Raw genomic sequence first — 25628 nt, 5'->3', positions numbered from 1 at the left:
TTCCGCGATATCTCGCCATGTGAGACGAATTCGAGGGTTGACGCAACTGTGACCTGGGTGTCGGCGCGCCGTCCCGGGGTCGGGGCCCGCCCCGCGCCGCCCCGGGACAGCGACGGCGAGACCGGTTGTCACCCGCCCCGGCGGCGCCTGCCCCCGCGGTGCGCGCCGCACCGTTCCGCGCTCGGCGGTGGTGCCGTTGTCGGACAACGGACACCGCGCTGTCGGCCCGTGGCTCGGCACCGGCGACAACGCCGCGCCCGCGTGGCGGCGGCCACCGGACAGGCACGGACGACACGCGGCCGGCGCGGCGGCGACGGGGTCGGCGGAGCCGTTGACGACCTCGACCCGGAGACGTTCGATGAGGCCCTCGCATCCAACGACGGAGAGAGGACGGACGCGATGAAGCTTCCCCGAACTGCGCGCCGCGGCATCCAGGCCGGAGTCGCGCTCACGATCGTCACGTCGCTCGCGGCGTGCGCGGGCGGCGCGGATCCTGAGCAGTCGGGCCAGGGGGGCGAGGGCGGGACGACGGTGTCGTTCCGCTCCTGGAGCCCGATCGAGCAGACCACGCGTCAGATGATCGACGCGTTCACCACCGCCAACCCGGACGTCACGATCGACGCCACGATCTTCAACTACCCGGAGTACGTCGTGGACCTGCAGACCCGCGCGAGCTCGGGCACGATGCCCGACATCGTGGGTCTGCAGCCCGGCGCGCTGACCCAGCAGTACCGGGAGAACCTCATGCCGCTGGAGGACTGCGCGGCCGAGACCTGGGGCGACGACTGGGAGTCGAAGTTCTTCCCCATCGGCCTCGAGCAGGCCCGCATGGGCAACCCCGAGGGCGACGAGCACTACTACGCGCTGCCCCTCCTCGTGCAGACGGTGAACCTCTGGGCCAACTCCGACCTCCTCGACGAGGCGGGCATCGAGCCGCCGGCCACGTGGGCCGACCTCGAGAGCGCCGTCGACACCCTCGGCGGCGGCTCGGCGGCGCCGTTCCTGCTGCCCGCGAAGGACTCGTGGCTGCGGAACGTCGTGTTCCTGCAGATCGCCAACAACATCGAGCCCGGGCTCGTCTACCAGGCGGAGTCGGGCGAGGCGTCGTGGACCGACCCGGGCGTCGTCGAGGCGTTCACGTACTGGCAGAAGCTGTTCACCGACGGGATCGCCCAGCAGGGTGCCCTCGCCCTCGACGCCTACCCGAACGGCGTCAACCAGTTCGAGGCGGGCAACGCCGCGATGATCCCCCTCGGCGCGTGGTGGATCCAGCAGTCCGACCCCTCGCGCTCGGACATCCCGCCGCTCTCGCAGGGCATGGAGGGCTACGAGCCCTTCCTCTTCCCGACGATCCCGGGCGGGGCTCCGGAGCCGCAGCTCGTCGGCGGCATCGACGTCGCGCTCGGCATCTCGAAGGACGCGAAGAACCCCGACCTCGCGTGCCAGGTCCTCACGGACTGGATCGCGGGCGACGGCGCCCAGGTGCTCATCAACACCTTCAACGACCTGCCCGCCGTGCAGGGCCTCGACCCCGAGGAGTTCACGAGCGACAAGCAGCAGGAGATGTGGACGACGTTCACCGAGGACTGGATGCCCGAGGTGCAGTACTCGCGCTACTTCGAGTCGCCGGACATCGACACGGCCGTCGCCGACGCGCTGTCCGCGGTCGCCGCGGGCCAGTCGACGCCGGAGGAGGCCGCGGCGTCGGTCCAGGCGGTCCAGGACGGGCTGGGCTGACGATGGCAGCCCTCGTCTCCGGGCGACCCGCGGCGGCGACGCCGCGGGTCGCCGGGTCGCGCGCGACGACGCCGACGGGACGCAGCACGCGTCGCCGCCAGCAGCTCGTCGCGCTCGGCTTCATCGCCCCCGCGCTCCTGCTCTTCGCCGTGTTCGTCGTGTACCCGATCGTGTTCAACGTCCAGGCGAGCACGCTCGACTGGGACGGCGTCAACGCCGGGACGCCCGCGGGCGTCCAGAACTACGCGGACCTCGCGCAGGACCCGGTCTTCCACATCACGCTGCGCAACTCGCTGCTGTGGATCCTCCTGACGATCGTGCCGCAGGCCGTCATCGGCTTCACGCTCGCGTGGCTCCTCAACACCCGGCTGCGCGGGAGGACGGTCTACCGGGCGATCTTCTTCCTGCCGGCCGTCCTGTCGCCCGTCGTCGTGGGCATCGTGTGGCAGCGCCTGCTCGACCCGTTCAACGGCGTGCTCGCGCAGCTCGGCCGGGCCACCGGCCTCGAGGTCCTCACGCGCCCCTACCTGTCCGACCCGTCGACCGCGATCGTCACGGTGATCGTCGTCAACGTCTGGATGTGGTCGGGCTTCTCGATGCTGTTCTACCTCGCCGGGCTCCAGCTCCTCGACCACTCGGTCCTCGAGGCCGCGCGCATCGACGGCGCCAGCGGCTGGTCGCTGGTCCGCCGGATCGTCCTGCCGCTCCTCAAGCCCACCCACCTGTCGCTCGTCCTGCTCGGGATCATCGGGTCGCTGAAGACCTTCGAGCTCGTCTGGGTGCTCACCGAGGGCGGGCCCAACCACGCGTCGGAGCTCATGCCGACGTACATGTTCAAGGAAGCCTTCCAGCTCCAGTCGTTCGGCTACGGCGCGACGATCTCGGTCGTCCTGCTCGTCCTCGCGATCGGCTCGTCCGTCGCGATGCTGCGCACGTTCGGCGCGGGGTTCATCACGGGGGAGAAGTCATGACGGCACTCAGCTCCGGCACCGCCCGCGCGGGGCACGCGCCCGACGACGCCGCCGCGCGGGAGACCGTCGCGGCGGGGCGCCGCCGCCGCGGTCACGGACGCAGCAAGGACGTGGAGGCGCCGCCGCGATGGTCGCACTGGCTGCTCGGTCCGCTCGCCGTGCTGTGGATGATCCCCGTGGTCATGGTGCTCGGGATCTCGCTGCTGCCGACGTCCAACCCCTCGACGACGGCGCTCGGGCTGCTCCCCGAGGAGCCCACGCTGCGCAACTACGTGACGATCTTCGAGACCAACCCGATCCTCCAGCACCTGCTGAACAGCCTGCTGGTGTCGGTCCCGTCGATCCTGCTCGTGGTCCTCCTCGGCTCCATGACGGCGTTCGCCCTCGCCCGCCTGCGGGTGCCGTTCCGCGGCGTCGTGTTCGTGGGGCTGCTGCTCGCGCTCGTGCTGCCCATGGCGAGCATCGTCGTGGCGGTCTTCAAGATCCTCCAGGCGATCGGCCTCTACGACTCGCTCCTCGGCCTCGTGCTCGCCTACACCGCGCTCGGGCTCCCGTTCGCCGTCATCATGATCCGCACCACGTACCTCGCGATCCCCGACGAGACGTACGAGGCCGCGCTCGTCGACGGAGCCTCCGCCTGGACCATCTTCTGGCGCATCTACTTCCCGCTCGGCAAGGCTGCGGCCGCCGTCGTCGTCATCTGGCAGCTCATGATGACGTGGAACGACTTCCTCCTCCCGCTCGTGGCGATCAGCGACAACGACCTCAAGCCGCTGACGCTCGTCCCCCTCGCGTACCGGGGGATCTACCTGAGCCAGCCGGGCGCGCTGTTCGCGGTGCTCGTGCTCATCTCGGTGCCCATCGTCGTCGTCTACCTGTTCATCCAGCGGTACCTGGTGAACGGGCTCGCGGGGTCGGTCAAGTGAGCTACCTCGGCATCGACCTCGGGACCACCGGCACGCGCGTCGGCGTCTACGACGAGAGCGGCAACGAGCTCGTCGCGCGCTCGCGCCGCACCACCGTCGTGCGACCCGCACCCGGCCGCGCGCACGTCGACGCGGAGGCCGTCCTGGACGGCGTCGAGGCGCTCGTGCGCGACGTCGTCGGCGAGCCCGCGGTCCGCGCGGACCCCGTCGAGGCGCTCTCCTTCTCCACGCTGGGCGAGGCCGTCGTGCCCGTCGACCGCGCGGGCCGGGCGCTCGGTCCGGCGCCGCTGAGCATGGACGGCCGCGGCGCGGCCTCCGCGGCCCGGCTCCGGGAGGCGCTCGGCGACGACGTCGCCCAGGAGATCACCGGCCAGCCGCTGCACCCCATGTTCTCCGTGCACAAGGTCCACGACCTCCTGCCCGACGCCGCGCTGCCCGCGGCGGTCCGCACGATGGACGACTTCGTCGCGACCCGCCTGGGCGCGGCGCCCGCCGTCGACCTCACGATGGCGGCGCGCACCGGCGCGTTCGACGTGCGCTCGCGCACCTGGTCGGCCGCCGTCCTCGACGCGCTCGACGTCCCCGGGCACCTCTTCTCCCCGGCGGTGGCCGCGGGCGAGGTGGTCGGCACCGTGTCCGCGGACGCGGCCGAGCGCACGGGCCTGCGACCGGGCACGCCGGTCGTGGCCGGCGTCCACGACCAGGCCGCGGCGTTCCTGGGCGGCGGGGGGCGGCCCGGGCACCGGGCCGTGTTCTCGTTCGGGTCGAGCGACTGCCTCACGGTGGGGACGCGCGCCCGCCCCGGCGGCCTCGACGGCACCGGGCTCGCGACCTACCCCGTCGGCGACGACCTGTGGGTCACGCTCGCGGGGACCGCCGCCGGCGGGTTCGCGCTCGACTGGTTCTCGACCATCGTCCACCACGACCGGATCGACCCCTGGGCGTCGCTCTACGAGGTCGGCGCGGTGGACCCGCCCCCGCTCCTCGTCGCCCCGTACCTCGCGGGCTCCGGCACGCTCGACAACGACCCGGCGGCGCGCGGAGCGCTCCTCGGGCTGACGCTCGAGACGACGACCGCCCAGATCGCGCGCGCGTTCGTCGAGGCGTCCGGGTTCGAGCTCGCGAAGATCCGCGCCGCGCTCGCGGAGCGCGGCGTCCCCCCGGTCGAGGTGCACGCCGTCGGCGGCGGCTCGGCCAACCTCGCCGCGCTGCAGGCGCGCTCCGACGCCGCGGGCGTCCCGCTGCGCGCCGTCGTGCGCGAGGCCGCGGGGCGGGGCGCAGCGCTGCTCGCGGCCCTCGGGGTCGGCACGTTCCGGGACGTGCTCGACCTGCCCGCTCCACCCGTCCTCCACGAGGCGAGCCCGGACCCGCGCCACGCGGCGTGGTACGCGCGGCAGCGCGCGACGTTCGACTCGCTCCACCGCCTCCTCACCCCCGTCAGCACGTCCCTCGCCGTCGAGCCCCTCGACGGCACCGCACTCAAGGAGATCGCATGACCACGCTGGACACGTTCGACCTGCAGGCCGCGCGCGAGGACGTCCTCGCGTACTGCCTGGAGTCCGTGAAGCTCGGGCTCAACTTCAACACGCAGGGGAACATCAGCCTCCGCATCCCCGGCACGTCGACGTTCCTCATCACCCCGACGGACCTCGAGTACGACCGCATGACGCCCGACGACCTGGTCGTCGTGGACGAGGACGCGAACGTCGTCGAGGGCCACCTGCTGCCGTCGTCCGAGGTGACGGTCCACCTCGCCGTGTACGCCGCCCGCCCCGACGTGCAGGCGATCGTCCACACCGAGCCGACGTACGCGAACGTGTTCGGCGTGCTCGGTGAGCCGATCCGCGGCGCGCTCGTCAACATGGTCATCTACACCAAGGGCGACGTGCCGATCATGCCGTTCGCGCTGAGCAACTCGACCGAGTTCGGCCGCGACATGGCGCGCTACCTCGAGGACCGCAACGCGGTCGTGTGGGCCAACCACGGCCTGCTCACCGTCGGCCCGAACCTGCGCGACGCGTTCAAGACGAGCGTCGCGGTGGAGAGCGCGGCGAAGGTGCTCTCCGCGGCGCGGGCCGTCACGGACGAGCCGATCGTGCTCGACTACGCCTCGCTGGGCATCACGCACACGCTCTGACCCGTGCCCGGTGCGCACCGTCCCCGCGGGGCCGGCCCGGCGGCCCGCCGCCGGACGCTACCCGAGGACGTTGCGCGCCGGGTCGATCGGCACGCAGCCGCACGTCGTGCCGTAGGCGATGTCGTAGTCCATGTCGAGCAGGCGCGGCGGCAGCGTCGGGTTGTTCATGCGCTCCGTGAGGAGCTGGACGGTCCGCGCGGCGAGCGTCGCGGCCGGCGCGACGGCGTTCGTCGGCACCAGGCCCGTCGTCCCCACGCCGGGCACGTTGTCGAACGTCGTGAGCACGACGTCGGACGGCACCTTGAGCCCGAGGCGCTGCGCCGCGGTGAGCACGCCCCAGAACATGAGGCTGTTCGTCGCGAGCACGCCGAACGGCGGCTCGAGCGTCCGGAACAGCGAGTACGCGGCGGTCGCGGCCTCCTCGGACGTCGTGAGCCCGGCGAGGACGTGGTTCTCGGTCCCCGTCCGGCTGACGACGCGCTGGAACGCCGTGTGCCGGTTGCGCAGGGTGGAGACCGCGAGGTCTCCGGCCACGAGGCACACCCGCTGCACGTGGTGCTGCTCGATCATGTGCAGGGTGAGCTGCTCGGCCGCGTGCCGGGCGTCGGGCAGCACGTGGTCGACGAGACCCCGGACGGAGGGGACCGTGCGGTCCACGACGACGGTCGGGACGGACTGCGCGAACTCCACCAGGCCCGGTGCGCCGGTCGGGAAGATCACGAGGCCGTCGACGTCGAGGCGTCGGAAGGCCGTGAGGATCGACTCCTCGGTGTGCAGGTCGTCGTCCGAGTCGGCGGAGAGCAGCGTCGGGCTGACGTTGGCCAGCCGCTCCTGGAGCGCGCGGCTCACCGCGGCGAAGTAGTCGTTGCGCACGTCGGGGAACACGAGCCCGACGACGCCGGTCCGGCGCTTGCGCCCCCGCGGGCGGGCCTCGCCCTCCAGGCCCAGCTCGGCGATCGCGTCCTCGACGAGGCGCCGCGTGGCGGCGGCGACGTGCGGCTCGTCGTTGACGACGCGCGACACCGTCTTGATGGACACCCCGGCGCGTGCGGCGATGTCGGCCAGCCGCACGGACCGGCCACCCGCTCCCGCGGTCCGGTCGTCGTCCTGCGTCACGTCGCCTCCGCCCGTCGCCCGCACGAACCCGTCGCCGTCCGCCCGGGCGGCACGCTCCCGACGACACGACAGGAAGGTCAGCCATGACCCTCGTCACGAACCGTACCCTGCTCGACGCCGCCGCCCGGGGTGGCTACGGCGTCGGCGCCTTCAACGTCGCGGACCTCGCGATGGCCACCGCGGTGCTCGACGCCGCGCGCGCGACGGCGAGCCCCGTGATCGTGGAGACGCTCGCCGGGTCGCACCCCTACGGCGACGACCGGACCTGGTGGTCGGCCCTGCACTCCGTGATCGGCGCCTACCCGGACGTGCCGGTCGCCCTGCACCTCGACCACGGGCCGGACGAGGCGACCTGCGCGCGGGCCGTCGCCGCCGGCTTCACGAGCGTGATGATCGACGGCTCGATCGGTCCGGACGGCCGCCCGGCCGGCTTCGAGGAGAACGTCGCGGTCACGCGCCGCGTCGTCGAGCACGCGCACGCGCACGGCGTGTCCGTCGAGGGGGAGCTCGGGACCATCGGCGGCTCCAAGGACGGGCGCAGCCACGCCGAGATCGTCCTCGCCGACCCGGAGCAGGCGGAGGAGTTCGTGCGCCGTACCGGCGTCGACGCGCTCGCCGTCGCGATCGGGACGTCGCACGGCGCCTACAAGTTCACGAGCCCGCCGGACGGCTCGGTCCTGCACATGGACCTCGTCGAGCGCATCGCGGCCCGGGTGCCCGGCACGCACCTCGTCATGCACGGGTCCTCGGGCCTGCCGGCCGACCTGCGCGCGACCATCAACGCGCACGGCGGCGACCTGCCCGAGTCGTGGGGCGTCCCCGACGCGGAGAAGGCGCGCGCGGCGAGCCTCGGGGTGCGCAAGATCAACCAGGGCATGGACCACTACATGGCGTTCACCGCCGGCGTCCGGGTCGCGCTCGCGCAGTCTCCCGGGGACGTGGACCCCGCGGGCTACCTCGCCGAGGGCCGGCGCTGGGCGCAGCGGCTCCTCGAGGAGCGCATGGTCCTGTTCGGGCAGGCGGGGCGGGCGGCCGACGTCGGGGCCCGGGAGGCCGCGGCACGGCGCTGAGCCCGGCGTTCACGGCCCGGCGGGCGTCTCCTGGACGACCTGCCGGGCCGGCTCCTCGTCGCCCGCGAGCCGGTCCAGCAGGAGCCGGGCCGCCGTCGTGCCGAGCGCACGGGGGTCCAGGGGCACGAGCGCGACGTCGGACGTGCGCGACGTCGCGAAGGGCAGGTCGCCCACGATCCCGACCCCGAGCGCCGGACCGCTGCCCGGTCCCTGGCCGCCCACCGCGTCCGCCGGGGACGCCGCGGGGCGGCCGTGCGCGTCGGCGAGCGCGCGGAGCACCCCGACGCCCACCAGGTTGTTCGTCGCGACGACCGCGTCCGGAGGGTCGGCCCGGGCCAGCAGGGCGACGGTCGCGTCGTAGCCCCCGTCGACGCGGAAGTTGGCGTGCACGAGGAGGTCGTCGGCGGGGAGGCCCGCGTCGTCGAGCGCCTCCCGCCAGCCGCGTGCGCGGTCGACCGCCGTGCTCGTCGCGACCGGCCCCGTGACGCACGCGATCCGCCGGAACCCGCGCTCGACCAGCGCCTGCGCGGCGCGCCGCCCGAGCGCGACGTTGTCGAAGAGCACCTGGTCCACGTCCTGGCCCACGCGGCGGTCGATCACGACGACCGCCCGGCGCCGGGCGCGCAGAGCGGCGATCTCGGGAGACCCGCTCGCGGGCGCGACGACGACGCCCGCCATGTTCTCGTGCTCCGCCACCGCGAGGTAGCGCTCCTCCTTGGCCGGGTCGTCGTCGGTGTTGCAGAGCACGACGGAGTACCCGGCCTCCTGCGCGACGTCCTCGACGCCGCGCGCGACGGCCGTGAAGAACGGGTTCTCGACGTCGGGCAGGACGAGCGCGACGACGTCGCTGGAGCGGCGGCGGAGCGAGCGCGCGGTGCGGTCGGGCACGTAGCCGAGGTCCTCGACCGCGGCGTGGACGGCGGCCGCGAGCTCGGGTCGCACGCTCTTGCCGTTGAGGACCCGGGAGACCGTGGCCGTGGACACGCCCGCGTGCCGGGCGACGTCGACGATACGGGTCATGGGAGCGCCTCCTCGGCGGGGGTCGTGCGCACCCGGTCCGGGGTGCGCCGGGGCGGCTGTGCTCGCCGTGCCGCTCATCGTAGGGCGCGCGCCGGACGGCGGTCGGTGCGGTGGGGTCTTGCGGCGACGGGTGTAATCGATTACTGTCACCTGTTAACAGTTGACTGCTGACGTTCAGAGGGGAGCGTGGCGATGACCTGGACAGCGGTGGAACCGGTGCCGACGACGGCACTGAGCGACCACATCGCCGAGAGGCTGCGGCACATGATCATCGCGGGAGAGGTCCCGGCGGGGTCCCACCTCGCCGAGCCGCGGCTCGCCGAGTCGTTCGACGTGAGCCGCGGCCCGGTGCGCGACGCGCTCCGCCAGCTCGAGTCGGAGGGCCTCGTCGTCACGCGACGACGCAAGGTGTTCGCCGCGGGGCTCACCGCGGACGACATCGTCGAGCTGTACGCGATCCGCGAGGCGATCGAGGTCCTCGCGCTGCGCCTCGCGCACCAGCGTGCCGACGCGGCCGACTGGGCGGCGGCGCTCGCCGCGCTCGACACCATGCGTGCCGCGGCCGACGACGACCGGTACGACGACTACGCGCGTGCCGACCTCGCGTTCCACTCGTCCTTCTACGCGCTGTCCGGCAGCAGGCGGCTGTTCGACATCTGGCGCCAGTACGAGCCCACCTTCGCCGTGCTCCTCCAGATCACGAACGCCGAGGACATCGACCTCGGCCCGTCGTTCGCCTCGCACGTCGCGATCCTCGAGACGACGCGGGCCGGCCGCGTGGAGGAAGCCGTGGCGGAGGTGCAGGAGCACCTGCTCGGCGCCCGCACGCGCATGGTGCAGGCCCACGCCCGCATCTCGACCCCGACCGACGGAGAGCTTCCCGCATGACTACCACCCCTCACCTGCTGCCCGCCCTGGTGACGGCGTTCGGCCAGGACGGCGCGCTCGACCTCGTGTCGTGCCGCCGGCTCTTCGCCCGGGCGGCGACGCTCGACGTCGAGGCGCACTTCGTCGCCGGCACGACCGGCGAGTTCGTGACGCTGTCCGACGACGAGCGGCTCTCCGTGATCGGGGCCGCCGTCGACGAGATCGGGCCCCAGCACGTGTTCGCCCACGTGGGAGCCGCGTCCGAGCACGCGGCCGTCCGGCTCGCGATGCGCGCGCACGAGCTCGGCGCCCGACGGTTCGCGGCGATCACCCCGTACTACACGGCCGTGCCGCGCGCGGCGCTCGTCGACTACTACACGGGACTGCGCCGCGCCCTCGACGGGTGCGAGCTGTTCGCCTACGTCTTTCCCGACCGTACGGGCCTCGACATCTCGCCCGAGGACCTGGCCGCCGTCGTGGTGGCGGCCGGTCTCGACGGGGTCAAGGTGAGCGTCCCAGGCGTCGACTACGTGGGTCGCCTGGTGGACGCGCTGCCCGCCGGGGCGGTCGTCTACTCCGGGAACGACGCTCTGCTGCCCGAGGTCGTCGAGGCCGGGGGGGCCGGCGTCGTCTCGGGAGTCATGCAGGCGGGACCGGAGCCGTTCCTGCGCCAGGCAGAGGCGCTGCGCCGAGGCGACGTCGCGGCGGCGCTCGCCGTCCGGCCGGACGTCGACGCGCTCGTCGGGGTATACGGCCCGGACCTCGCCGCGACGAAGGCGCGCCTGGTCGCCGAGGGTCTGCTCGCCTCCTCTGCCGTGCGCGTCCCGCACGTGTCCCGACCCGCCACCGACCCGGTCCCCGAACCACCTGCCGTCGTGCAGGCCTGACCGTCCCGCCCGGAGGTCGACGATGACCATGAGCCTGACCACCCCGCCCACGACGCCGCCCCCCGCGGACGTCGAGCCGGCCCGTGCGCCGGCACGCCCGCCCCGACGCCGGTCGCTGCGGTCGACCCGCCTGCCCGTCGCGCTGCTCGCGCCGGCGGTCGTGCTCGTCGCGATCGTGTCGGTGTTCCCCATCCTCTTCGCGCTCAACCTCTCCGTGCACGAGACCCGGTACACCGAGGTCGAGGACTTCGTCGGTCTCCAGCACTACGCCCAGGTGCTGGGCACCACCGAGGGCTGGGCCATGATCGGCCGCTCGATGGTCTACGTGCTCGGGTCGCTGGTCCTCGCGCTCCCGCTCGCCGTCGGCCTCGCCCACCTGCTCGACCGCCCCGCGAGGTTCCGTCGCGTGTTCCGCGTGCTGATCCTCATGCCCTGGGTCATCTCGCAGACCGTGGCCGCGCTCCTGTGGCGCTGGCTCCTCAACCCCGACTACGGGCCGCTGGGCCTGGGGAGCCTGGGTGGCTCCCGCGTCGACGTGCTCGCCGACCCGGTGCTCGCGATGGTCGCCCTCGTCCTGGTGAACGTGTGGCTGAGCTACCCGCTCGCGACGATCCTCACGCTCGCCGCGCTCCAGGGCGTTCCGGCCGAGCTGCACGAGGCGGCCGAGGTGGACGGCGCGAGCGCGTTCCGCAGGTTCCGCTCCGTGACCCTGCCCATGATCATGCCGACGGTCTTCGTCGTGGCGATCATGCTCACGCTGCTCTACTTCAACATGGTCACGCTCGTCCTGACCTTCACGGGCGGCGGGCCCTTCAACGCGACGCTGCTCGTGAGCCTCGAGGCCTACCAGCAGTCGTTCAGCTTCTTCAACCTCGGCCTCGGCGCGGCGTACAGCGTGATCCTGTTCGTCTTCAACGTCGTCTTCGGCCTGGCCTACATCAAGATGCTGCGGGGTGACCGTGATGCCTGAGACGACCACGACCCTGGCGCCGGCGACCGCGCCGACGCCGTCCTCGACCCGGGCCGGACGGCGGTCGCGGCCCCGCGGAGGTGCGGTGTCCCACGGGCGGCACCGGCCGGCCGGCCCGCTCGCGTACGTCGGCCTCGTCGCGGCGTCCGTGTTCGCCGTGCTCCCGCTCCTGTGGGCGCTGTCGACCTCGTTCAAGAGCAAGGGCGCGGTGCTCTCGGACAGCGGCTGGATCCCGGCCGCCCCGACGCTCGAGAACTACACCAAGGTCCTCTTCGAGTCCCAGGTGCCGCGCTACCTCCTCAACAGCATCGTCGTCGCCGCGGGATCGGTCGTGCTGACCATCGTGCTCGCCCTGCTCGGCGCCTACGCGACCGCCCGGTTCGCGTTCCGCGGCCGCGACGCGAGCCTGTTCCTCATCCTCATGACGTCGATGATCCCGGGCATCGCGATCCTCGTGCCCCTGTACTTCCTCGCGGTTCGCACCGGGCTGTACGACACCTACGCCGGCATGATCGTCGTCTACACCGCGTGGCAGGTCCCGACCGTGCTGTGGATGCTGCGGGGCTTCCTCCAGTCGATCCCCGGCTCGCTCGAGGAGGCGGGGCGCATCGACGGCGCGGGCGACCTGCGGATCATGGTCCAGCTCGTGCTGCCGCTCGCCAAGCCGGGCATCGCGGCGGCGTCCGTCGTCGCGTTCGTCGCGGTCTGGAACGACTTCCTCATCGCCTCGACCATGGTCAGCTCCGACGAGAAGCGCCTGGTCGCCGTCGGCCTCTACAACTACCTGTCCCAGTACGGCATCGAGTGGGGCCAGCTCACCGCCGCCGTCGTCGTCACCGTCGTCCCGATGATCGTGCTCTTCGTCCTCATGGAGAAGCGCATCGTCTCGGGCCTGTCCGCGGGCGCGACCAAGGGGTGAGCCGGGTCCCGCCGACCCGGCGCGCCGCGCCCACGTCCTCGAGCAGCACCCACCTCCGCACGCACTTCAAGGAAGAAGGAACCATGCGCACCTCCACCACCCGCAGGGCCGTCGCGCTCGCAGCGACCGGGGCGCTCGCCCTCTCGCTCGCCGCATGCGGCGGGGACTCGTCGTCCGGCGGCTCGTCCGACCTCGAGCTCTGGACGTTCCTCGACCCGAGCTCGGCCGACGACGCGCGCGGGAAGGCGCTCAAGGAGATCGTCGACGGCTTCAACGCGAGCCAGGACGACGTGACCGTGACCGTCCGCTCGATCAACTACGCGCAGATCGACGCCGAGGTCATCCGGGCGACGAGCAGCGGCCAGGGCCCGGACATCCTCAACGTGTACAGCACCCAGCTCGCGACGCACGTGGACGCGCGCACGCTCCAACCCCTCGGGGACGTGGCGGGCACCGAGCTCGACGAGCTCGAGGCGGACTCGATCTTCCCGTTCGACGGCGTCACGTTCGACGGCGACGTCATGTCCGTGCCGTGGGAGGTCCGGGCGTGGATGCTCTGGTACCGCGCCGACCTCCTCGACGAGATCGGCGCCGAGGTGCCCTCGACGATGGACGAGCTCGTCGACGTGGCGGGACGGCTGAGCGCCGAGACCGACGTGACGACGGGTCTCGCGATCGGGTTCTCGGACCAGGGCCTCGGCGCCGACTTCGTCGAGAAGTTCATCCCCTTCACGTGGGCGAACGGCGGCGAGATCCTCGACGACTCGGGCGAGCCCGCGTTCGCGAGCGACGCAGGCGTCGCGGCGCTCGACCTCATGAGCGACTTCCACGATGCCGGCGCGTTCGGCGACGAGGCGCTCAGCATGACGGCCGACGACGTCGTGCAGGGGGTCTCGGCGGGGACCATCGGCATGGCGATCGAGGGCACGCAGCGCGTGAGCGCGGCGCGTGCCGGGGACGGGATCGGCGAGAACCTGCAGGTCGTCCCGGTGCCGTTCGACGCCGCGGGCCCGCTGCCCACGGCGGTCGCCGGCCAGACGATGGGCATCGGGGCGAACTCCTCGGACCCGGAGGGCGCGTGGGAGTTCATCAAGTACTACACGTCGGTCGAGTCGGCGACGGCGTTCGCCGAGGCCGGCGTCCTGCCCTCACGCTCCTCGGTCTACGACTCGGACGACTTCGCGAGCCTCGGCAACGCCGAGGAGCTGCGCACCTGGCGCGACTACATCGCCGAGCACGGGCGCCCCGAGGTCACGTCGACGAGGTTCAACGAGCTGAGCGCCGCCCTGGTGTCGGCCGGCCAGCAGACGGTCTTCAAGGGAGCCGACCCGCTCCCGTCGCTCCAGACGGCGGCGTCCGCCTACTCGGGCGGCTGACCACCGGTCCACCGGGACGGCCCGCGGGCCGTCCCGGCCCACCGTCCCGCCGCAGGGACGCAGCACGGCAACGAGCACCACCACCCAGGAAGGACACTCCATGAGCACCACCTCGACCGACTTCGACGTCATCGTCTGCGGGGGCGGACCGTCCGGATTCATCGCCGCGATCGCTGCGGCACGCACGGGCGCGAAGACCCTGCTCGTGGAGCGGTACGGGTTCCTCGGCGGCATGGCGACCATCGGGTGGTTGGGTCCCATCTCGCCCTTCTACTTCAAGGACGAGCGCGTCATCGCGGGCGTGCCGTACGACTTCGTCCGGCACATGGTGGCGGCGGGGGGCTCCACGGGGCACATCCGCTGCACGAACCCGCACGGGAGCGGGAGCTACCTGTGCTTCTACGACCGCGAGCAGTACAAGTGGTCGGCCATGACGCTGTTCCTCGAAGCCGGCGGCACCCCGCTCCTGCACACCTGGATCGCGGACACGATCGTCGAGGACGGCGCCGTGCGGGGCGTCGTCGTGGAGAACAAGGGCGGCAGGAGCGAGATCCGTGCCAAGGTCGTCGTCGACGCGACGGGCGACGGTGACGTCGCCGCGCGGGCCGGTGCCGCCCACACCGTCGGCAACGGTCACGGGCTGTCCCAGCCCGCGACGCTCATGTTCGACATGGAGGGAGTCGACACGCTCGCGGTGAAGAGGTACATGGACGAGCACCCCGAGGACTTCGAGTGGGCCTCCGAGTTCGTCGCGGTGTCCGACTACTCGCCCCGGCTCCCGCAGCCGAAGGACCACTTCGTCGGCCAGGGCTTCGTCGAGATGGTCGGCAAGGCCATGGCCGACGAGGAGCTCTACCTGGGCCGCGACTCGATCCTCTTCCTCACGACCACGCACCACGGCGTCCTGCACTTCAACTCGACGCGCGTCGCGGAGGTCGACGCCACCGACGCGGAGTCCCTCACCCGCGCGGAGATCGACGCCCGACGCCAGGTCATGTCGCTCTCGCGCTTCCTCGTCGAGAAGGTGCCCGGGTTCGAGAACGCCCAGCTCGCGGGGACCGGGACGGCGCTCGGGATCCGCGAGAGCCGCCACATCACGGGTGAGTACGTGCTCACCGGGGAGGACGTCGTCAACGGGCAGAAGTTCGACGACGTCGTCTCGCGCGGCTACTTCCCGATCGACATCCACAACCTCAAGGGCAAGTCGGGGTACACGGGCGGGGGCACGTGGCAGGACCTCGAGGACACGTACGACGTGCCCCAGCGGGCGCTCATCCCCGTGGAGCTCGACGGGCTCGTGATGGCGGGCCGCGCGATCTCCGCCGACCAGGCGGCGCACGGCTCCTTCCGGACGCAAGGCGGCGTCATGGCCATCGGCCACGCGGCGGGCACGCTCGCGGCGCTGGCGGCGAAGAGCGGTACGCGTCCGCGCGAGGTCGACCACCGTGACGTCCAGGCGACCCTGCTGGACCAGGGGGCGTCGCTGCGCCGCGACCCCGTGGCGGTGGAGCGCGAGCGCCGCCTCGCCGTCGACGCCGTGAACGCCGCGCTCGCCGCGGGCGAGGTGCACGACGCCTACCTCGCCGAGGCGGAGACCTTCACGGGTCGCGCCCCGCGCCTCTGAGGACGCGCCGTCCGCCCGGCCGCGCTCTCGCGACCCGCCGTGGCCCGTCCCGACCCGGGGGCGGGCCACGGGCGCGCGGTCGGTCGGCTACGCGGGATGGGCCCCGTCGACGTAGTACCAGCGGTCGCCCTCGCGCACGAACCGGCTGACCTCGTGGAGGCGACCGCGGTCGGAGCGGTCCGTGCGCGACCGGTGGTACGCGGCGAACTCGACGACGCCCGTGGTGTCGAACGGGCCGCCGGCCTCCGTGCGCAGGACGTCGAGGCGGCGCCACTCGAGGTCGTCGTCGAGGTCGAGGTCGGCCGGCCGGGTGGACGCGTGCCAGGTCGCGCGCAGGTAGCCGGCGTCGCCGACGGCGAACGCGCTGTAGCGCGAGCGCATGAGCGCCTCCGCGGTCGGGGCGTGCGGGCCCGGTGCCGCGCCGTCCGGGCCGGGTCGCAGGCCCGCGTGGTAGCGGCCGCAGCACGCCGGGTAGGCGTCGCCGGACAGGCAGGGGCATCGGACGCCGTCGGCGGTCGGGTGCGCGCTCATGCCGCCGAACCTACCGGTGCCCCGGGCGGGGCTCGTCGTCCGCGACCGTGGCCCGCCCCCGGGTCGGGACGGGCCACGGTCGTCTGCGCCGGACGGACGGTCAGCAGGACAGGTTCGAGCCCGTCGTCGTGCCGAGGATCTGCGCGAAGCGCTGGAACGCCGCGATGCGCGACTGCACCTGCGCCGGGTTGCCGCCGTTGCACTCGAGAGAGCCGTTGATGGAGCGGATCGTCTCGCCGAAGCCGGCGCCGTTGACGATCGCCTGGTGGCCGGTCATCGTGCCCGGCCCGGACTGCGTGTTCCAGTACCACAGGCCCGTCTTCCAGGCGACGGCCGAGTTCTGCTCCACGAGGTAGGGGTTGTTGAGCAGGTCGATGCCGAGCGCGTCACCGGCCGCCTTGTAGTTGTAGTTCCAGCTGAGCTGGATCGGACCCTTGCCGTAGTACGCGCTCTGGCCCGCGGGGCAGCCGTACGGCTTCGAGGCGTCGCAGTAGTGCGGGTAGTTCGCGGTGTTGATCTCCTTGATGTAGACGAGCCCGCCGGTCTCGTGGTCGACGTTGGCGAGGAACGCCGCAGCCTCGCGCTTGGCGACCTCGGTGCCGCCCGTCGTCGCGAAGGCCGGGTAGGCCGACAACGCGTCGACCAGGCCCTGGTACGTGTAGAACGCGTTCCGGTTCGGGAACATCTGGTTGAACTGGGCCTCGGAGACGACGAAGCCGCTCGGGTTGCCGGGGTTGCCGGGGTTGCCCGGGTCGGTCCCGCCGCCGCACGCGCCCTGGGAGCGCCAGACGCCCCACTCGCCGGTGGTGCCGGGCGTCTCGCCCTGGGTCCACCAGCCGGCCTTCCAGTTCTGGCCGCCGTGGGAGACGACGGCGCCGCCCAGGTAGACGGCGCCGGAGCTCCACGCGGGGGCGCAGGTCGCGGCGTGCGCCTGCTGCGCCGGCCCGGCGACCGCCCAGGAGAGCGCTCCCGCGAGCACGAGGAAGACGGCGAGGAGCAGGGCGAGGGGACGGGAAGCGGGGCGCTGGGCGACCGCGGCGGCCGCCGCGGGGGAGGGCGACGCCAGAGCTCGGGTGTGCATCGGTGCACCTTTCGTCGATGGTCGGGTCGGTTCGAGCCTGGTGGGGCGTCGCCACGGTGGACAACCCCCGTACGCGGAACCCCGTACCCCGGGGAGGCGCGAGGCAGGGCCCCGGTCCTCGGCGAGGGCGTGCCGAGGGGTTGACGTCCGGGCTCGGCGGGTGCGAGAGTGTGCGCAATCCGGAAACGTTTCCAGAGCGGTCATGGTCGCCGATCTGGAAACGTTTCCAAAACGCGACGGTCCTTCGACGACGAGGTGGACGACAGTGACGTCATCACGCGCCACGCTGATCCAGGTGGCACAGCGGGCCGGGGTCTCCCTGGCCTCGACCTCCCGCGCCCTGCACGGGACGGGCGCGAGCCCGGCGATGGTCGAGCGCGTGCGCGCCGCGGCCACCGAGCTCGGCTACAGCCCGGACGCGATCGGGCGCTCGCTGCGCCTGAAGAAGACGTTCCAGGTCGCGTTCGCCGTCGCCGACATCGGCAACCCCGTCTACGTCGAGATGATGACGGCGATCCACGAGGTGCTCGCGCCGCACGGGTACCGCGTGGTCGTCATGACGACGGGGGACACCACGCGGTCGACCGTCGAGCTCGTGCGCAGCCTGTCGAGCGGGTTCGTCGACGCGATGATCCTCAGCCCGCTGCGCACCGACGACGAGCTCGTCGAGGAGATCCGGCAGGCACCCGTGCCCGTCGTCGTCATCGGCCGCACCCTGGCCGACCGCGGCATTGACTCCGTGTCCACCGACTCGGCGGGCGGCATCGGCGAGGCCGTGCGTCACCTGCTCGGCCTCGGCCGCCGCCGCCTCGCGTTCCTCAACGGCCCTCTCGACACCACGCCCGGTGAGGCGCGGCAGCGCGGCTTCGACGCCGCGACGCGCGCCGACGACTTCACGGGCGAGCGTGCCGACGCCGTCGTCGCGGCGGACTTCACCGTCGCGGCGGGCCTCGCGGCCACGCTCGCGCTCCTCGACGGGACCGACGACGGCGCCCGCCCCGACGCGATCGTCGCGGCCAACGACCTGCTCGCGATCGGCGCGATCCGGGCCGTGCGCGAGCGCGGGCTGTCGGTCCCCGAGGACGTCGCCGTGACCGGCATGGACGACACCGAGATCGGGCGGGTGTTCCAGCCCAGCCTCACGAGCGTCTCGCTCGGCTCGACCGAGCGCGGGCGGATCGCCGCGGAGCTCGTCGTCGACCTCGTGGACGGCGACGCGCAGGCCGGGCGGCACACCGCCGTCGGACCGCGCCTCGTCGTGCGCGAGTCGACCGCCGCGACGCCCGAGGCGGGGGCGCAGGGCGGGGTGAGCGGCGCCGTCGGGCAGGACGCCACGGCCGCCACGACCGGAGGTGACCGCCGATGAGCGCCCCGACCCTGGCGGGCGACCCGCACGCCGCCGCGGCGCGTCGGCCCGACCGGGGCGCCCCGCGCCGGACCGGCGGGATGGCGCGCGCCAAGCGGCGCGAGGCGATCGCGCTCGTCATGCCGTCGCTCCTGCCGATCCTCGTGCTGAGCGTCGCGCCGCTCGTCATGGGCGTGGCCCTGGCGTTCACCGACGCCCGGCTCGTGCGCCACCCGGACTACCAGTTCGTGGGCGTCGACAACTTCGTGCGCCTCGCGGACAACTCGTTCTTCTGGGACTCGTTCCGCATCGGCATGATCTGGGCCGTCTCGGTGACGCTGCTCCAGCTCGTCGCGGCGATGGGCCTCGCGCTCCTGCTCAACTCCGGGCTCCGGCTCCAGGGGCTGACGCGCGTCCTCGCGCTCATCCCGTGGGCCATGCCGCCGGTCGTCGTGGCGATCATGTGGCAGATGATCTACTCGCCCAACGCCGGGCCGCTCAACGCGTTCCTCGGCGCCCTCGGGCTCCCGGACGACGTCAACTGGCTCGCGGACTTCTCCACCGCGCTGCCCGCGGTGATCGTCGTCGGGGTGTGGGTCGGCATGCCGCAGACCACCGTGACGCTGCTCGCCGGGCTCCAGCAGATCCCGGAGGAGCTGCACGAGGCCGCGGCGATGGACGGCGCGGGCGCGTGGCGCCGGTTCACGGCGGTGACGCTCCCCAGCCTGCGGCCGATCATCACGTCCATCACGTCGCTGAACTTCATCTGGAACTTCAACTCGTTCTCGCTGGTCTACGTGCTCACCGAGGGCGGGCCGGGCGGTCGGACCATGCTGCCGATGCTCTTCACGTACCTGGAGGCGTTCAAGAACCGGAACATCGGCTACGCCGCCGCGATGGGCGTGGTCCTCGTGGTCGTCGTCGTCCTCCTGCTCGCGATCTACCTGCGGTCGCAGTTCCGCTCCGAGAAGGAGAGCTGACCCGTGCGCGCACTCGTCCGCCCGGCCCAGTACGTGGCCCTGGCGTTCTACATCCTCTTCCTCGGCTTCCCGCTGCTGTGGCTCATCTCGGCCTCGCTCAAGTCGTCGGGCGAGCTCAACTCGCTCACCGTGAGCCTGGTCCCGCAGGACTTCCACTGGGAGAACTACTCCCAGGCGCTCTCGCGGCAGGGCCTCGTGCGCTCGGCGTGGAACAGCGCGATCGTCGCGGTCGTCTCGACGATGCTCGTCATCGTCATCGCGCTGCCGGCGTCGTACGTGCTCGCGCGCCTGCGCGGCAAGATCCGCGCGGCGGGCGTCGGCTGGATCCTGGTGAGCCAGGTGTTCCCGGTGATCCTCATCATCCTGCCGCTGTTCCTCATCCTGCGGACCATCGGGCTCACGGACTCGCTCGTCGGGCTGACGCTCGTCCACACCACGTACACCCTCCCGTTCGCGTTGTGGATGATGCAGGGCTACGTCTCCGCGATCCCGGTCGACCTGGAGGAGGCGGGCTCGATGGACGGCGCGAGCCGGTTCACCGTGCTCCGCACGATCGTCTTCCCGCTGCTCATGCCGGGCATCGTCGCGACGGCGATGTTCAGCTTCGTGTCCTCGTGGAACGAGTTCTTCTTCGCGCTCGTCCTGCTCCAGTCGCCCGAGAACTACACGCTGCCCATCACGCTGAAGATGTTCATCGGCGGCGAGGGCAAGGTGGCGCTCGGTCCCCTCGCCGCGGGCTCCGTGCTCGCGGCCATCCCCAGCATCGTCTTCTTCTCGATCATGCAGAAGAAGCTCACCGGCGGCCTGCTGTCCGGCGCCGTCAAGGGGTGACCCCATGAACCCCCGAACCACCCCCACCCGAAAGGTAGAACCATGAAGACTCGTGGTGCGTCCATCGCCGCATGCCTCACGATCACGACCCTGCTCGTCGCGTCCTGCTCCAGCGGGGGCGGCAGCGGGGACGACGGCACCGACGGCGGCCCCGTGACGCTGAAGTTCCAGTCGCTGTCCGACCAGCCCGCCGCGATCGAGGCGACCGAGAAGATCGTCGCCGACTGGAACGAGGCGAACCCCGACGTCCAGGTCGAGATCGTGCCCGCGGGCTGGGACGGCATCTACGACAAGCTCATCACGCAGTTCAACGGCGGCGCCGCGCCGGACATCATCCACTACGAGGCGGCGAGCATCGTGCCCTTCGCCGTGGACGGCTACCTGGCCGACCTGTCGGAGTACATGTCCGACGAGAAGCGCGCCGACATCCCCGAGGGCATCCTCGACTCCGTGACCGTCGACGACCAGGTCATCGCGTACCCGACCGAGCTGCAGTCCTACATGGTGTTCGCGAACAGGACGATGCTCGAGGCCGCGGGCGTCGAGATCCCCACGGGCGAGACCATGACGTGGGACGAGCTGCGCGAGATCGCCAAGGCCACCACGAAGGACGGCGCGTACGGGCTCGGGTGGGGGCTCGCGAGCCCGACGGCCGCGTTCATGGCGATGGCTCCCGGGTTCGGCGGCCAGTACTTCGAGGGCACCGGCGCCGACGCGAGCATCACCATCGGCGAGGGCGAGATGGCGCTGCCGGAGCTCGTCGACGAGATGGCGCACACCGACAACACGGTGCTGCCGGTGACCCTCACGCAGTCCGGGTCGGAGACGCTCGCGTCGTTCTACGGCGGCCAGGTCGCGATGACGATCCAGGGCTCGTTCCAGGCCGCGAACATCGCCAACGACGCGCCCGAGGGCTTCGACTGGGTCGTGCTGCCTCCGCTCGAGGGTCCCGACGGCGCCGAGCAGGCCGCCAACCCGCAGACCCTGTCGGTGAACATCGACTCCGAGCACGTCGAGGAGTCCGCGGAGTTCATCGAGTTCTTCACCGACACCGAGAACCTCGCTGCGCTCAACGAGGCGGACGCGCTCATCCCGGCGACGACGTCGGCGCAGGAGGCCATGGCGACGTCGCTCGGCGACGAGAACGGCTGGTCGACGATCCTCTCGTCCGGTCAGTTCCTCACGTCCGCGCCGTACCTGTTCGTCGACGCGTACGCGCAGTGGAAGGACACGGTCGCGACGCCCGCGTACCAGAAGTTCCTCGCCCAGGAGATCGACGCCGACCAGCTCGCGACCGAGCTCGAGTCGGGCTGGGACGAGATCACCAAGTAGCAGGACAAGCGGCGGGGTCGGTCGGTGGTCGACCGCCCCCGCCGGGAACCGCGGCCCCCACGGGTCGCACCGGGCGCGACCCGCGCCGAGGAGAGATCGACAGGGAGTGGACCGTGACCTGGCTGGACGACCGAGCGGTGGCAGTGATCACCGGAGCGGCGGTGGGGGACGCGCTGGGGGGCGCCACCGAGGGCTGGACCCCCGAGCAGATCGAGGAGCGCCACGGGGGGCGCGTGACGGGGATCGTCGAGCCCTGGTACCCGAACTGGCAGGACGCGCGTCCGATCGCGCCCTACCACAAGGGCGACGGGCACGTCACGGACGACACCCTCATGACGCGCGCGCTCGTGGAGGTGTACGCGAAGCGGCGCGAGCACCTCGACGCGTACGCGATGGCCGAGGACCTCGTGCCGCTCATGATCGGCGAGCCGCGGTGGATCCCCGAGCTCGAGTCGACCGCGCTGCTGCTCCAGCGCGTGTTCCTCGCCGAGAAGTGGATCGTCGCGCGCCTGCACTACGGGCACGTCGACCCGCGCGAGGCGGGCGTCGGGAACGTCGTCAACTGCGGCGCGGCGATGTACGTCGCGCCGGTCGGCCTCGCGAACGCGGGCGACCCCCGCGGCGCGTACGCCGAGGCGATCGACCTCACGGGCGCGCACCAGTCGAGCTACGGCCGCGAGGCCGCGGGCGTGTTCGCGGCCATGGTCGCCGCGTCCGTCGCGCCCGGGGCGACGGTCGACGACGTCGTGCACGCCGCGCTCGACGTCGCGCACGACGGCACGGCCGCCGCGCTGCGCGCCGTCGTCGACGCCTTCGACGGCTGGACGACGGCGCCCACCACCGACGAGGAGGAGCGCGCCCTCGCGCGGCTGATCCGCGACACGGTCGCGCCGTTCGACTCCGTCGGGCCCGCGTACCGGCAGATGTCGATGGACGCGCGGCGCCCGTCGCGCACCAAGTCCATCGAGGAGCTGCCCGCCGCGCTCGGGTTCGTGCTCGGGCACCACGGCGACTTCCGCGGCGCCGTGCTCGGCGCCGTGAACTACGGGCGCGACGCCGACTCGATCGCCGTCATGGCCGGTGCCGTGTGCGCCGGGCTGGGCGGGACCGCCGTCGTGCCGGACGAGTGGCTCGACGCGATCGAGGACGCGAGCCGCATGGACATCCGCGAGACGGGTCGCCTCATGGCGTCCGCGGCGGCGGACATCCTCCGCTCCGACCGCGAGCGCGCCACGTCGCGCCTGCGCGCGCTCGCCGAGCTCGGCGGCGCGTCCGTGGACGGGAGCGGACCCGGCGTGCCCGACGGCGCGGCGCAGCCCGCGCGGGCGGGTGACCCGGCGTGAGGCTCACCTGGGCCCAGCCCGAGGACCTCCTCGCGCACGAGCTCGTCCAGGCGACGGCGGAGGGCAAGGACCCTGCGGCGCTCGCCGACGTGCGCGAGCGCTGGACCGCTGCGGGCGGGGACCCCGTCCCCGCGGTGAGCGGTGCCGGACCGGTGCCCGCGACCCCGGCGCTGCGCGCGCTCGCGCGCGACCTGCTCGTCGAGCTGGACGCGCTGCCCGCGGCGCCCGCGCCGCACGAGCCCGACGACTGGGACGCGATCCTCGCCACGCTCCCGGCGGCGCCCGGCCTGCCGACCCGCCCGGGCGCCGTCGGGCCTCCCGGCGGCACGGCCGCCGGCGCGGCGACCGGAACCGCCACCGCCGCCGACGCCGCGTACGCCGACCGCGTGCTCGGCGCCTGGACCGGCCGCGCGGCGGGCTGCCTGCTTGGCAAGCCGGTCGAGAAGATCCCGCGCGCCGGGATCGAGGAGATCCTGCGCGCGACGGGCCGGTGGCCGCTCGACCGCTGGTTCACCGCCGTCGGGCTGCCCGACGACGTCGCCGCGCGCTGGCCGTGGAACCGGCGCAGCGCCCCGACGTCGCTCGAGGAGAACATCGACGGGATGCCGGAGGACGACGACCTCAACTACCCGATCCTCGCGCTCGCCCTGCTGGAGCGGCACGGGCGCGGCTTCACGACCGACGACGTCGCGCAGCTCTGGCTCGACGCGCTGCCCGCGGGCCGCGTGTTCACCGCCGAGCGCGCCGCGTACCGCAACATCCTCGACGCGCGGCCGGTGCCGGAGACGGCGACGCACCACAACCCGTTCCGCGAGTGGATCGGCGCGCTCATCCGCACGGACGTGCTCGGCTGGGTCTCGCCCGGCGACGTGCGCGAGGCCGCGCGCCTCGCGTGGACGGACGCGCGCCTGAGCCACACGCGCAACGGCGCGTACGGCGCGATATGGGCGGCCGCGCTCGCGTCGGCGGCGATGGTCTGCGAGACGGTGGACGAGGTGCTCGACGCGGCGGACGCCGTCGTGCCGCCGGGCAGCCGCCTGGCCGCCGCGATCCGGCTCGGCAGGGACGCGGGCCGCGACGGCGAGGCGTCCGAGGCGGGCGTGCGCGCCGGGCTCGACGCGATCCACGCCGCGTACGGCGACCTGCACTGGGTGCACGTGCTCAACAACGCCGCGGTGATCGCCTACGCGCTCACCGCGGGGCGCGGCGCGGACGGCCGCGGCGACTTCGGCGCGAGCGTCGCGATCGCCGTCACCGCGGGGTGGGACACCGACTCCGCCGGCGCGACGGTCGGCGGCGTGGTGGGTGCGCTGCAGGGCGTCGACGGGATCGGCCCGCAGTGGACGCGCCCGCTCGACGGCCGCATCGCGACCTCGCTGCCCGGCGGCGAGCAGAGGATCGTGGACCTCGCGGCGCGGACGGTCGCGCTCGCGACGGTCCCGGTCGTGGTGGCCGGGGGAGCCGTGCAGGGTCCCCCAGAGGAGGTACGGGCATGAGCACGACGGCGGACGGGGAGCAGGCCGCCACGGTCCCGGGCGGCTCGGGACGGGTCGTGGTCGTCGGGTCGGCGAACGTCGACCTCGTCGTGGACGTGCCGCGGCACCCCGGTGGCGGGGAGACCATCCTCGGCGGCGAGCTGCGGCGCAACCCCGGCGGCAAGGGCGCGAACCAGGCGGTCGGCGCGGCGCGCGCGGGCGGTGCCGAGACGACGTTCGTCGGCGCGCTCGGGCACGACGACGCGGCCGACCTGCTGCTCGCGTCGCTCGACCGCGGCGGCGTGCGGACCGACCTCGTCGAGCGCGTGGACGCCGCGACAGGCACCGCGCTCATCACCGTCTCGCCCGACGGCGAGAACGCGATCGTCGTCGCGCCCGGCGCGAACTCGTACGTGAGCATCGGCGCGGCGCAGGCCGAGCGGATCGCCGCCGCGGACGTCGTGCTCGCGCAGCTCGAGATCCCGCTCGACGTCGTGCGCGCCGCCGCCGCGGCGCGCCGACCGGGCGCGCTGCTGGTCCTCAACGCGGCGCCGTCGCGCGATCTCCCGGACGACCTCTGGGCCGAGATCGACGTGCTCGTCGTCAACGAGCACGAGGCTGCGGACCTCGCCGGGGCTGACCTCCGTGCGGCGCCACCTCCCGGAGACGTGCAGGGCGTCGAGGGCGCTCCGGGTCCCGAGGGGGAGACGGCGGGCGACGTCGACCCCGAGGGCCTCGCCGGGCTCCTGATCGAGCGGGTGCCGGCCGTCGTCGTGACGCTCGGCGGCCGGGGCAGTCTCGTGCTCGAGCGGCTGCCCGGCGGCAAGCTGCTCACCCTCGTCCCCGCGATCGCCGTCGACGCCGTCGACACGACGGGTGCGGGTGACACCTTCTGCGGTGTCCTCGCCGCGGCGCTCGCTCGCGGCGCCGACCTGCCCGACGCCGCGCGGCTCGCCGCCGCCGCGGGCGCGCTCGCGGTGACCCGGCCCGGGGCGCAGGACGCCGTGCCCGACGCGGCGGACGTCGTCGCGCTCGCGCGGCGGGCCGAGGGCCTCACCCGACCGACCTGAGCCTGTTCACCGCACGACCG

General features: G+C 73.1%; 23 protein-coding genes. 19 read left to right on the top strand and 4 right to left on the bottom strand.

The window, feature by feature from the left end; genetic code table 11:
* Window positions 1–399: 399 nt before the first annotated feature.
* From NHH00_RS17175 to NHH00_RS17155, 5 genes are read left to right on the top strand one after another with little or no spacing between them, the layout of a single operon-like run.
* Window positions 400–1737 (top strand): ABC transporter substrate-binding protein, encoded by a 1338-nt coding sequence (locus tag NHH00_RS17175; protein WP_253054517.1) that lies wholly within the window; start codon window positions 400–402, stop codon window positions 1735–1737.
* A 2-nt stretch (window positions 1738–1739) separates the two neighbouring features.
* Entirely contained in the window at window positions 1740–2708 is a 969-nt protein-coding gene (locus NHH00_RS17170) for a carbohydrate ABC transporter permease (protein ID WP_052877364.1), read from the top strand.
* Window positions 2705–3634: a carbohydrate ABC transporter permease gene (locus tag NHH00_RS17165; protein WP_253054515.1), complete on the top strand. Its 930-nt coding sequence runs from the start codon at window positions 2705–2707 to the stop codon at window positions 3632–3634. The genes NHH00_RS17170 and NHH00_RS17165 overlap by 4 nt, the downstream gene beginning before the upstream one ends.
* Window positions 3631–5130 (top strand): FGGY-family carbohydrate kinase, encoded by a 1500-nt coding sequence (locus NHH00_RS21150; protein WP_253054513.1) that lies wholly within the window; start codon window positions 3631–3633, stop codon window positions 5128–5130. The genes NHH00_RS17165 and NHH00_RS21150 overlap by 4 nt, the downstream gene beginning before the upstream one ends.
* Window positions 5127–5771 carry a class II aldolase/adducin family protein gene (locus NHH00_RS17155; protein ID WP_047231098.1) on the top strand — a complete coding sequence of 215 codons (645 nt, stop codon included), beginning with the start codon at window positions 5127–5129 and terminating at the stop codon, window positions 5769–5771. The genes NHH00_RS21150 and NHH00_RS17155 overlap by 4 nt, the downstream gene beginning before the upstream one ends.
* Window positions 5772–5828: 57 nt before the next feature.
* On the opposite strand, the gene NHH00_RS17150 is transcribed toward NHH00_RS17155, so the two are convergent.
* Window positions 5829–6887, bottom strand: a complete 1059-nt coding sequence (locus NHH00_RS17150; protein ID WP_253054511.1) for a LacI family DNA-binding transcriptional regulator — start codon at window positions 6885–6887, stop codon at window positions 5829–5831.
* Between the two features lie 83 nt (window positions 6888–6970).
* On the opposite strand from NHH00_RS17150, the gene NHH00_RS17145 reads away from it, so the two are divergent.
* Window positions 6971–7957, top strand: coding sequence for a ketose-bisphosphate aldolase (locus NHH00_RS17145; protein ID WP_253054509.1), 987 nt, complete (start codon window positions 6971–6973; stop codon window positions 7955–7957).
* A 9-nt stretch (window positions 7958–7966) separates the two neighbouring features.
* Here the strand turns inward: NHH00_RS17145 and NHH00_RS17140 are convergent, their stop codons facing one another.
* Window positions 7967–8977 carry a LacI family DNA-binding transcriptional regulator gene (locus tag NHH00_RS17140; RefSeq protein ID WP_253054507.1) on the bottom strand — a complete coding sequence of 337 codons (1011 nt, stop codon included), beginning with the start codon at window positions 8975–8977 and terminating at the stop codon, window positions 7967–7969.
* A gap of 192 nt (window positions 8978–9169) precedes the next feature.
* On the opposite strand from NHH00_RS17140, the gene NHH00_RS17135 reads away from it, so the two are divergent.
* From NHH00_RS17135 to NHH00_RS17110, 6 genes are all read left to right on the top strand, one after another.
* Window positions 9170–9865, top strand: coding sequence for a GntR family transcriptional regulator (locus tag NHH00_RS17135; protein ID WP_253054505.1), 696 nt, complete (start codon window positions 9170–9172; stop codon window positions 9863–9865).
* A complete protein-coding gene (locus tag NHH00_RS17130) occupies window positions 9862–10731 on the top strand; it encodes a dihydrodipicolinate synthase family protein (RefSeq protein ID WP_253054503.1) in 870 nt (289 codons plus the stop codon). The genes NHH00_RS17135 and NHH00_RS17130 overlap by 4 nt, the downstream gene beginning before the upstream one ends.
* Before the next feature lie 28 nt (window positions 10732–10759).
* Window positions 10760–11701 carry a carbohydrate ABC transporter permease gene (locus NHH00_RS17125; RefSeq protein ID WP_253054501.1) on the top strand — a complete coding sequence of 314 codons (942 nt, stop codon included), beginning with the start codon at window positions 10760–10762 and terminating at the stop codon, window positions 11699–11701.
* Between the two features lie 85 nt (window positions 11702–11786).
* Complete coding sequence (locus NHH00_RS17120) at window positions 11787–12620, top strand: carbohydrate ABC transporter permease (RefSeq protein WP_253054499.1); 834 nt, start codon at window positions 11787–11789, stop codon at window positions 12618–12620.
* A gap of 83 nt (window positions 12621–12703) precedes the next feature.
* Window positions 12704–13996, top strand: a complete 1293-nt coding sequence (locus tag NHH00_RS17115; protein WP_253054498.1) for an ABC transporter substrate-binding protein — start codon at window positions 12704–12706, stop codon at window positions 13994–13996.
* A gap of 100 nt (window positions 13997–14096) precedes the next feature.
* Entirely contained in the window at window positions 14097–15620 is a 1524-nt protein-coding gene (locus NHH00_RS17110) for an FAD-dependent oxidoreductase (RefSeq protein WP_253054496.1), read from the top strand.
* A gap of 87 nt (window positions 15621–15707) precedes the next feature.
* On the opposite strand, the gene NHH00_RS17105 is transcribed toward NHH00_RS17110, so the two are convergent.
* Together NHH00_RS17105 and NHH00_RS17100 are read right to left on the bottom strand one after the other, a co-directional pair.
* A complete protein-coding gene (locus NHH00_RS17105) occupies window positions 15708–16151 on the bottom strand; it encodes a YchJ family protein (RefSeq protein WP_253054494.1) in 444 nt (147 codons plus the stop codon).
* 100 nt (window positions 16152–16251) lie between these two features.
* Window positions 16252–17232, bottom strand: a complete 981-nt coding sequence (locus NHH00_RS17100) for a glycoside hydrolase family 19 protein (RefSeq protein WP_253054492.1) — start codon at window positions 17230–17232, stop codon at window positions 16252–16254.
* 265 nt (window positions 17233–17497) lie between these two features.
* Between NHH00_RS17100 and NHH00_RS17095 the strand changes: the two genes are divergently transcribed.
* From NHH00_RS17095 to NHH00_RS17065, 7 genes are all read left to right on the top strand, one after another.
* Entirely contained in the window at window positions 17498–18598 is a 1101-nt protein-coding gene (locus tag NHH00_RS17095) for a LacI family DNA-binding transcriptional regulator (RefSeq protein ID WP_253054490.1), read from the top strand.
* Complete coding sequence (locus NHH00_RS17090; RefSeq protein ID WP_253054488.1) at window positions 18595–19557, top strand: carbohydrate ABC transporter permease; 963 nt, start codon at window positions 18595–18597, stop codon at window positions 19555–19557. The genes NHH00_RS17095 and NHH00_RS17090 overlap by 4 nt, the downstream gene beginning before the upstream one ends.
* A 3-nt stretch (window positions 19558–19560) precedes the next feature.
* On the top strand, window positions 19561–20388 hold the full coding sequence (locus tag NHH00_RS17085) for a carbohydrate ABC transporter permease (RefSeq protein WP_253054486.1): 828 nt from the start codon (window positions 19561–19563) through the stop codon (window positions 20386–20388).
* Between the two features lie 42 nt (window positions 20389–20430).
* Window positions 20431–21720, top strand: a complete 1290-nt coding sequence (locus NHH00_RS17080; protein ID WP_253054484.1) for an ABC transporter substrate-binding protein — start codon at window positions 20431–20433, stop codon at window positions 21718–21720.
* A 137-nt stretch (window positions 21721–21857) separates the two neighbouring features.
* The gene (locus NHH00_RS17075; protein WP_253054482.1) at window positions 21858–23063 is read left to right on the top strand and encodes an ADP-ribosylglycohydrolase family protein; all 1206 of its coding nucleotides are present in this window, start codon (window positions 21858–21860) and stop codon (window positions 23061–23063) included.
* Window positions 23060–24559 (top strand): ADP-ribosylglycohydrolase family protein, encoded by a 1500-nt coding sequence (locus NHH00_RS17070; protein ID WP_253054480.1) that lies wholly within the window; start codon window positions 23060–23062, stop codon window positions 24557–24559. Before NHH00_RS17075 ends, NHH00_RS17070 begins: the two co-directional genes overlap by 4 nt.
* Window positions 24556–25608, top strand: coding sequence for a ribokinase (locus tag NHH00_RS17065; RefSeq protein ID WP_253054474.1), 1053 nt, complete (start codon window positions 24556–24558; stop codon window positions 25606–25608). Before NHH00_RS17070 ends, NHH00_RS17065 begins: the two co-directional genes overlap by 4 nt.
* Window positions 25609–25628 lie beyond the last annotated feature (20 nt).

It is taken from the genome of Cellulosimicrobium cellulans (assembly GCF_024124905.1).
Classification (GTDB): domain Bacteria; phylum Actinomycetota; class Actinomycetes; order Actinomycetales; family Cellulomonadaceae; genus Cellulosimicrobium; species Cellulosimicrobium cellulans_G.
Note: the sequence above shows the minus strand (reverse complement) of the source record. Positions and strands in the feature narration are given on the sequence as shown.

What these genes read in the sequence shown, in the direction of transcription:
- NHH00_RS17135 (WP_253054505.1), top strand. Translation starts at nt 9,170, where the DNA reads ATGACCTGGACAGCGGTGGAACCGGTGCCGACGACGGCACTGAGCGAC.
- NHH00_RS17125 (WP_253054501.1), top strand. Translation starts at nt 10,760, where the DNA reads ATGAGCCTGACCACCCCGCCCACGACGCCGCCCCCCGCGGACGTCGAG.
- NHH00_RS17105 (WP_253054494.1), bottom strand. Translation starts at nt 16,151, where the DNA reads ATGAGCGCGCACCCGACCGCCGACGGCGTCCGATGCCCCTGCCTGTCC.
- NHH00_RS17130 (WP_253054503.1), top strand. Translation starts at nt 9,862, where the DNA reads ATGACTACCACCCCTCACCTGCTGCCCGCCCTGGTGACGGCGTTCGGC.
- NHH00_RS17100 (WP_253054492.1), bottom strand. Translation starts at nt 17,232, where the DNA reads ATGCACACCCGAGCTCTGGCGTCGCCCTCCCCCGCGGCGGCCGCCGCG.
- NHH00_RS17140 (WP_253054507.1), bottom strand. Translation starts at nt 8,977, where the DNA reads ATGACCCGTATCGTCGACGTCGCCCGGCACGCGGGCGTGTCCACGGCC.
- NHH00_RS17065 (WP_253054474.1), top strand. Translation starts at nt 24,556, where the DNA reads ATGAGCACGACGGCGGACGGGGAGCAGGCCGCCACGGTCCCGGGCGGC.
- NHH00_RS17175 (WP_253054517.1), top strand. Translation starts at nt 400, where the DNA reads ATGAAGCTTCCCCGAACTGCGCGCCGCGGCATCCAGGCCGGAGTCGCG.
- NHH00_RS17170 (WP_052877364.1), top strand. Translation starts at nt 1,740, where the DNA reads ATGGCAGCCCTCGTCTCCGGGCGACCCGCGGCGGCGACGCCGCGGGTC.
- NHH00_RS17080 (WP_253054484.1), top strand. Translation starts at nt 20,431, where the DNA reads ATGAAGACTCGTGGTGCGTCCATCGCCGCATGCCTCACGATCACGACC.
- NHH00_RS17110 (WP_253054496.1), top strand. Translation starts at nt 14,097, where the DNA reads ATGAGCACCACCTCGACCGACTTCGACGTCATCGTCTGCGGGGGCGGA.
- NHH00_RS17115 (WP_253054498.1), top strand. Translation starts at nt 12,704, where the DNA reads ATGCGCACCTCCACCACCCGCAGGGCCGTCGCGCTCGCAGCGACCGGG.
- NHH00_RS17155 (WP_047231098.1), top strand. Translation starts at nt 5,127, where the DNA reads ATGACCACGCTGGACACGTTCGACCTGCAGGCCGCGCGCGAGGACGTC.
- NHH00_RS17090 (WP_253054488.1), top strand. Translation starts at nt 18,595, where the DNA reads ATGAGCGCCCCGACCCTGGCGGGCGACCCGCACGCCGCCGCGGCGCGT.
- NHH00_RS17165 (WP_253054515.1), top strand. Translation starts at nt 2,705, where the DNA reads ATGACGGCACTCAGCTCCGGCACCGCCCGCGCGGGGCACGCGCCCGAC.
- NHH00_RS17145 (WP_253054509.1), top strand. Translation starts at nt 6,971, where the DNA reads ATGACCCTCGTCACGAACCGTACCCTGCTCGACGCCGCCGCCCGGGGT.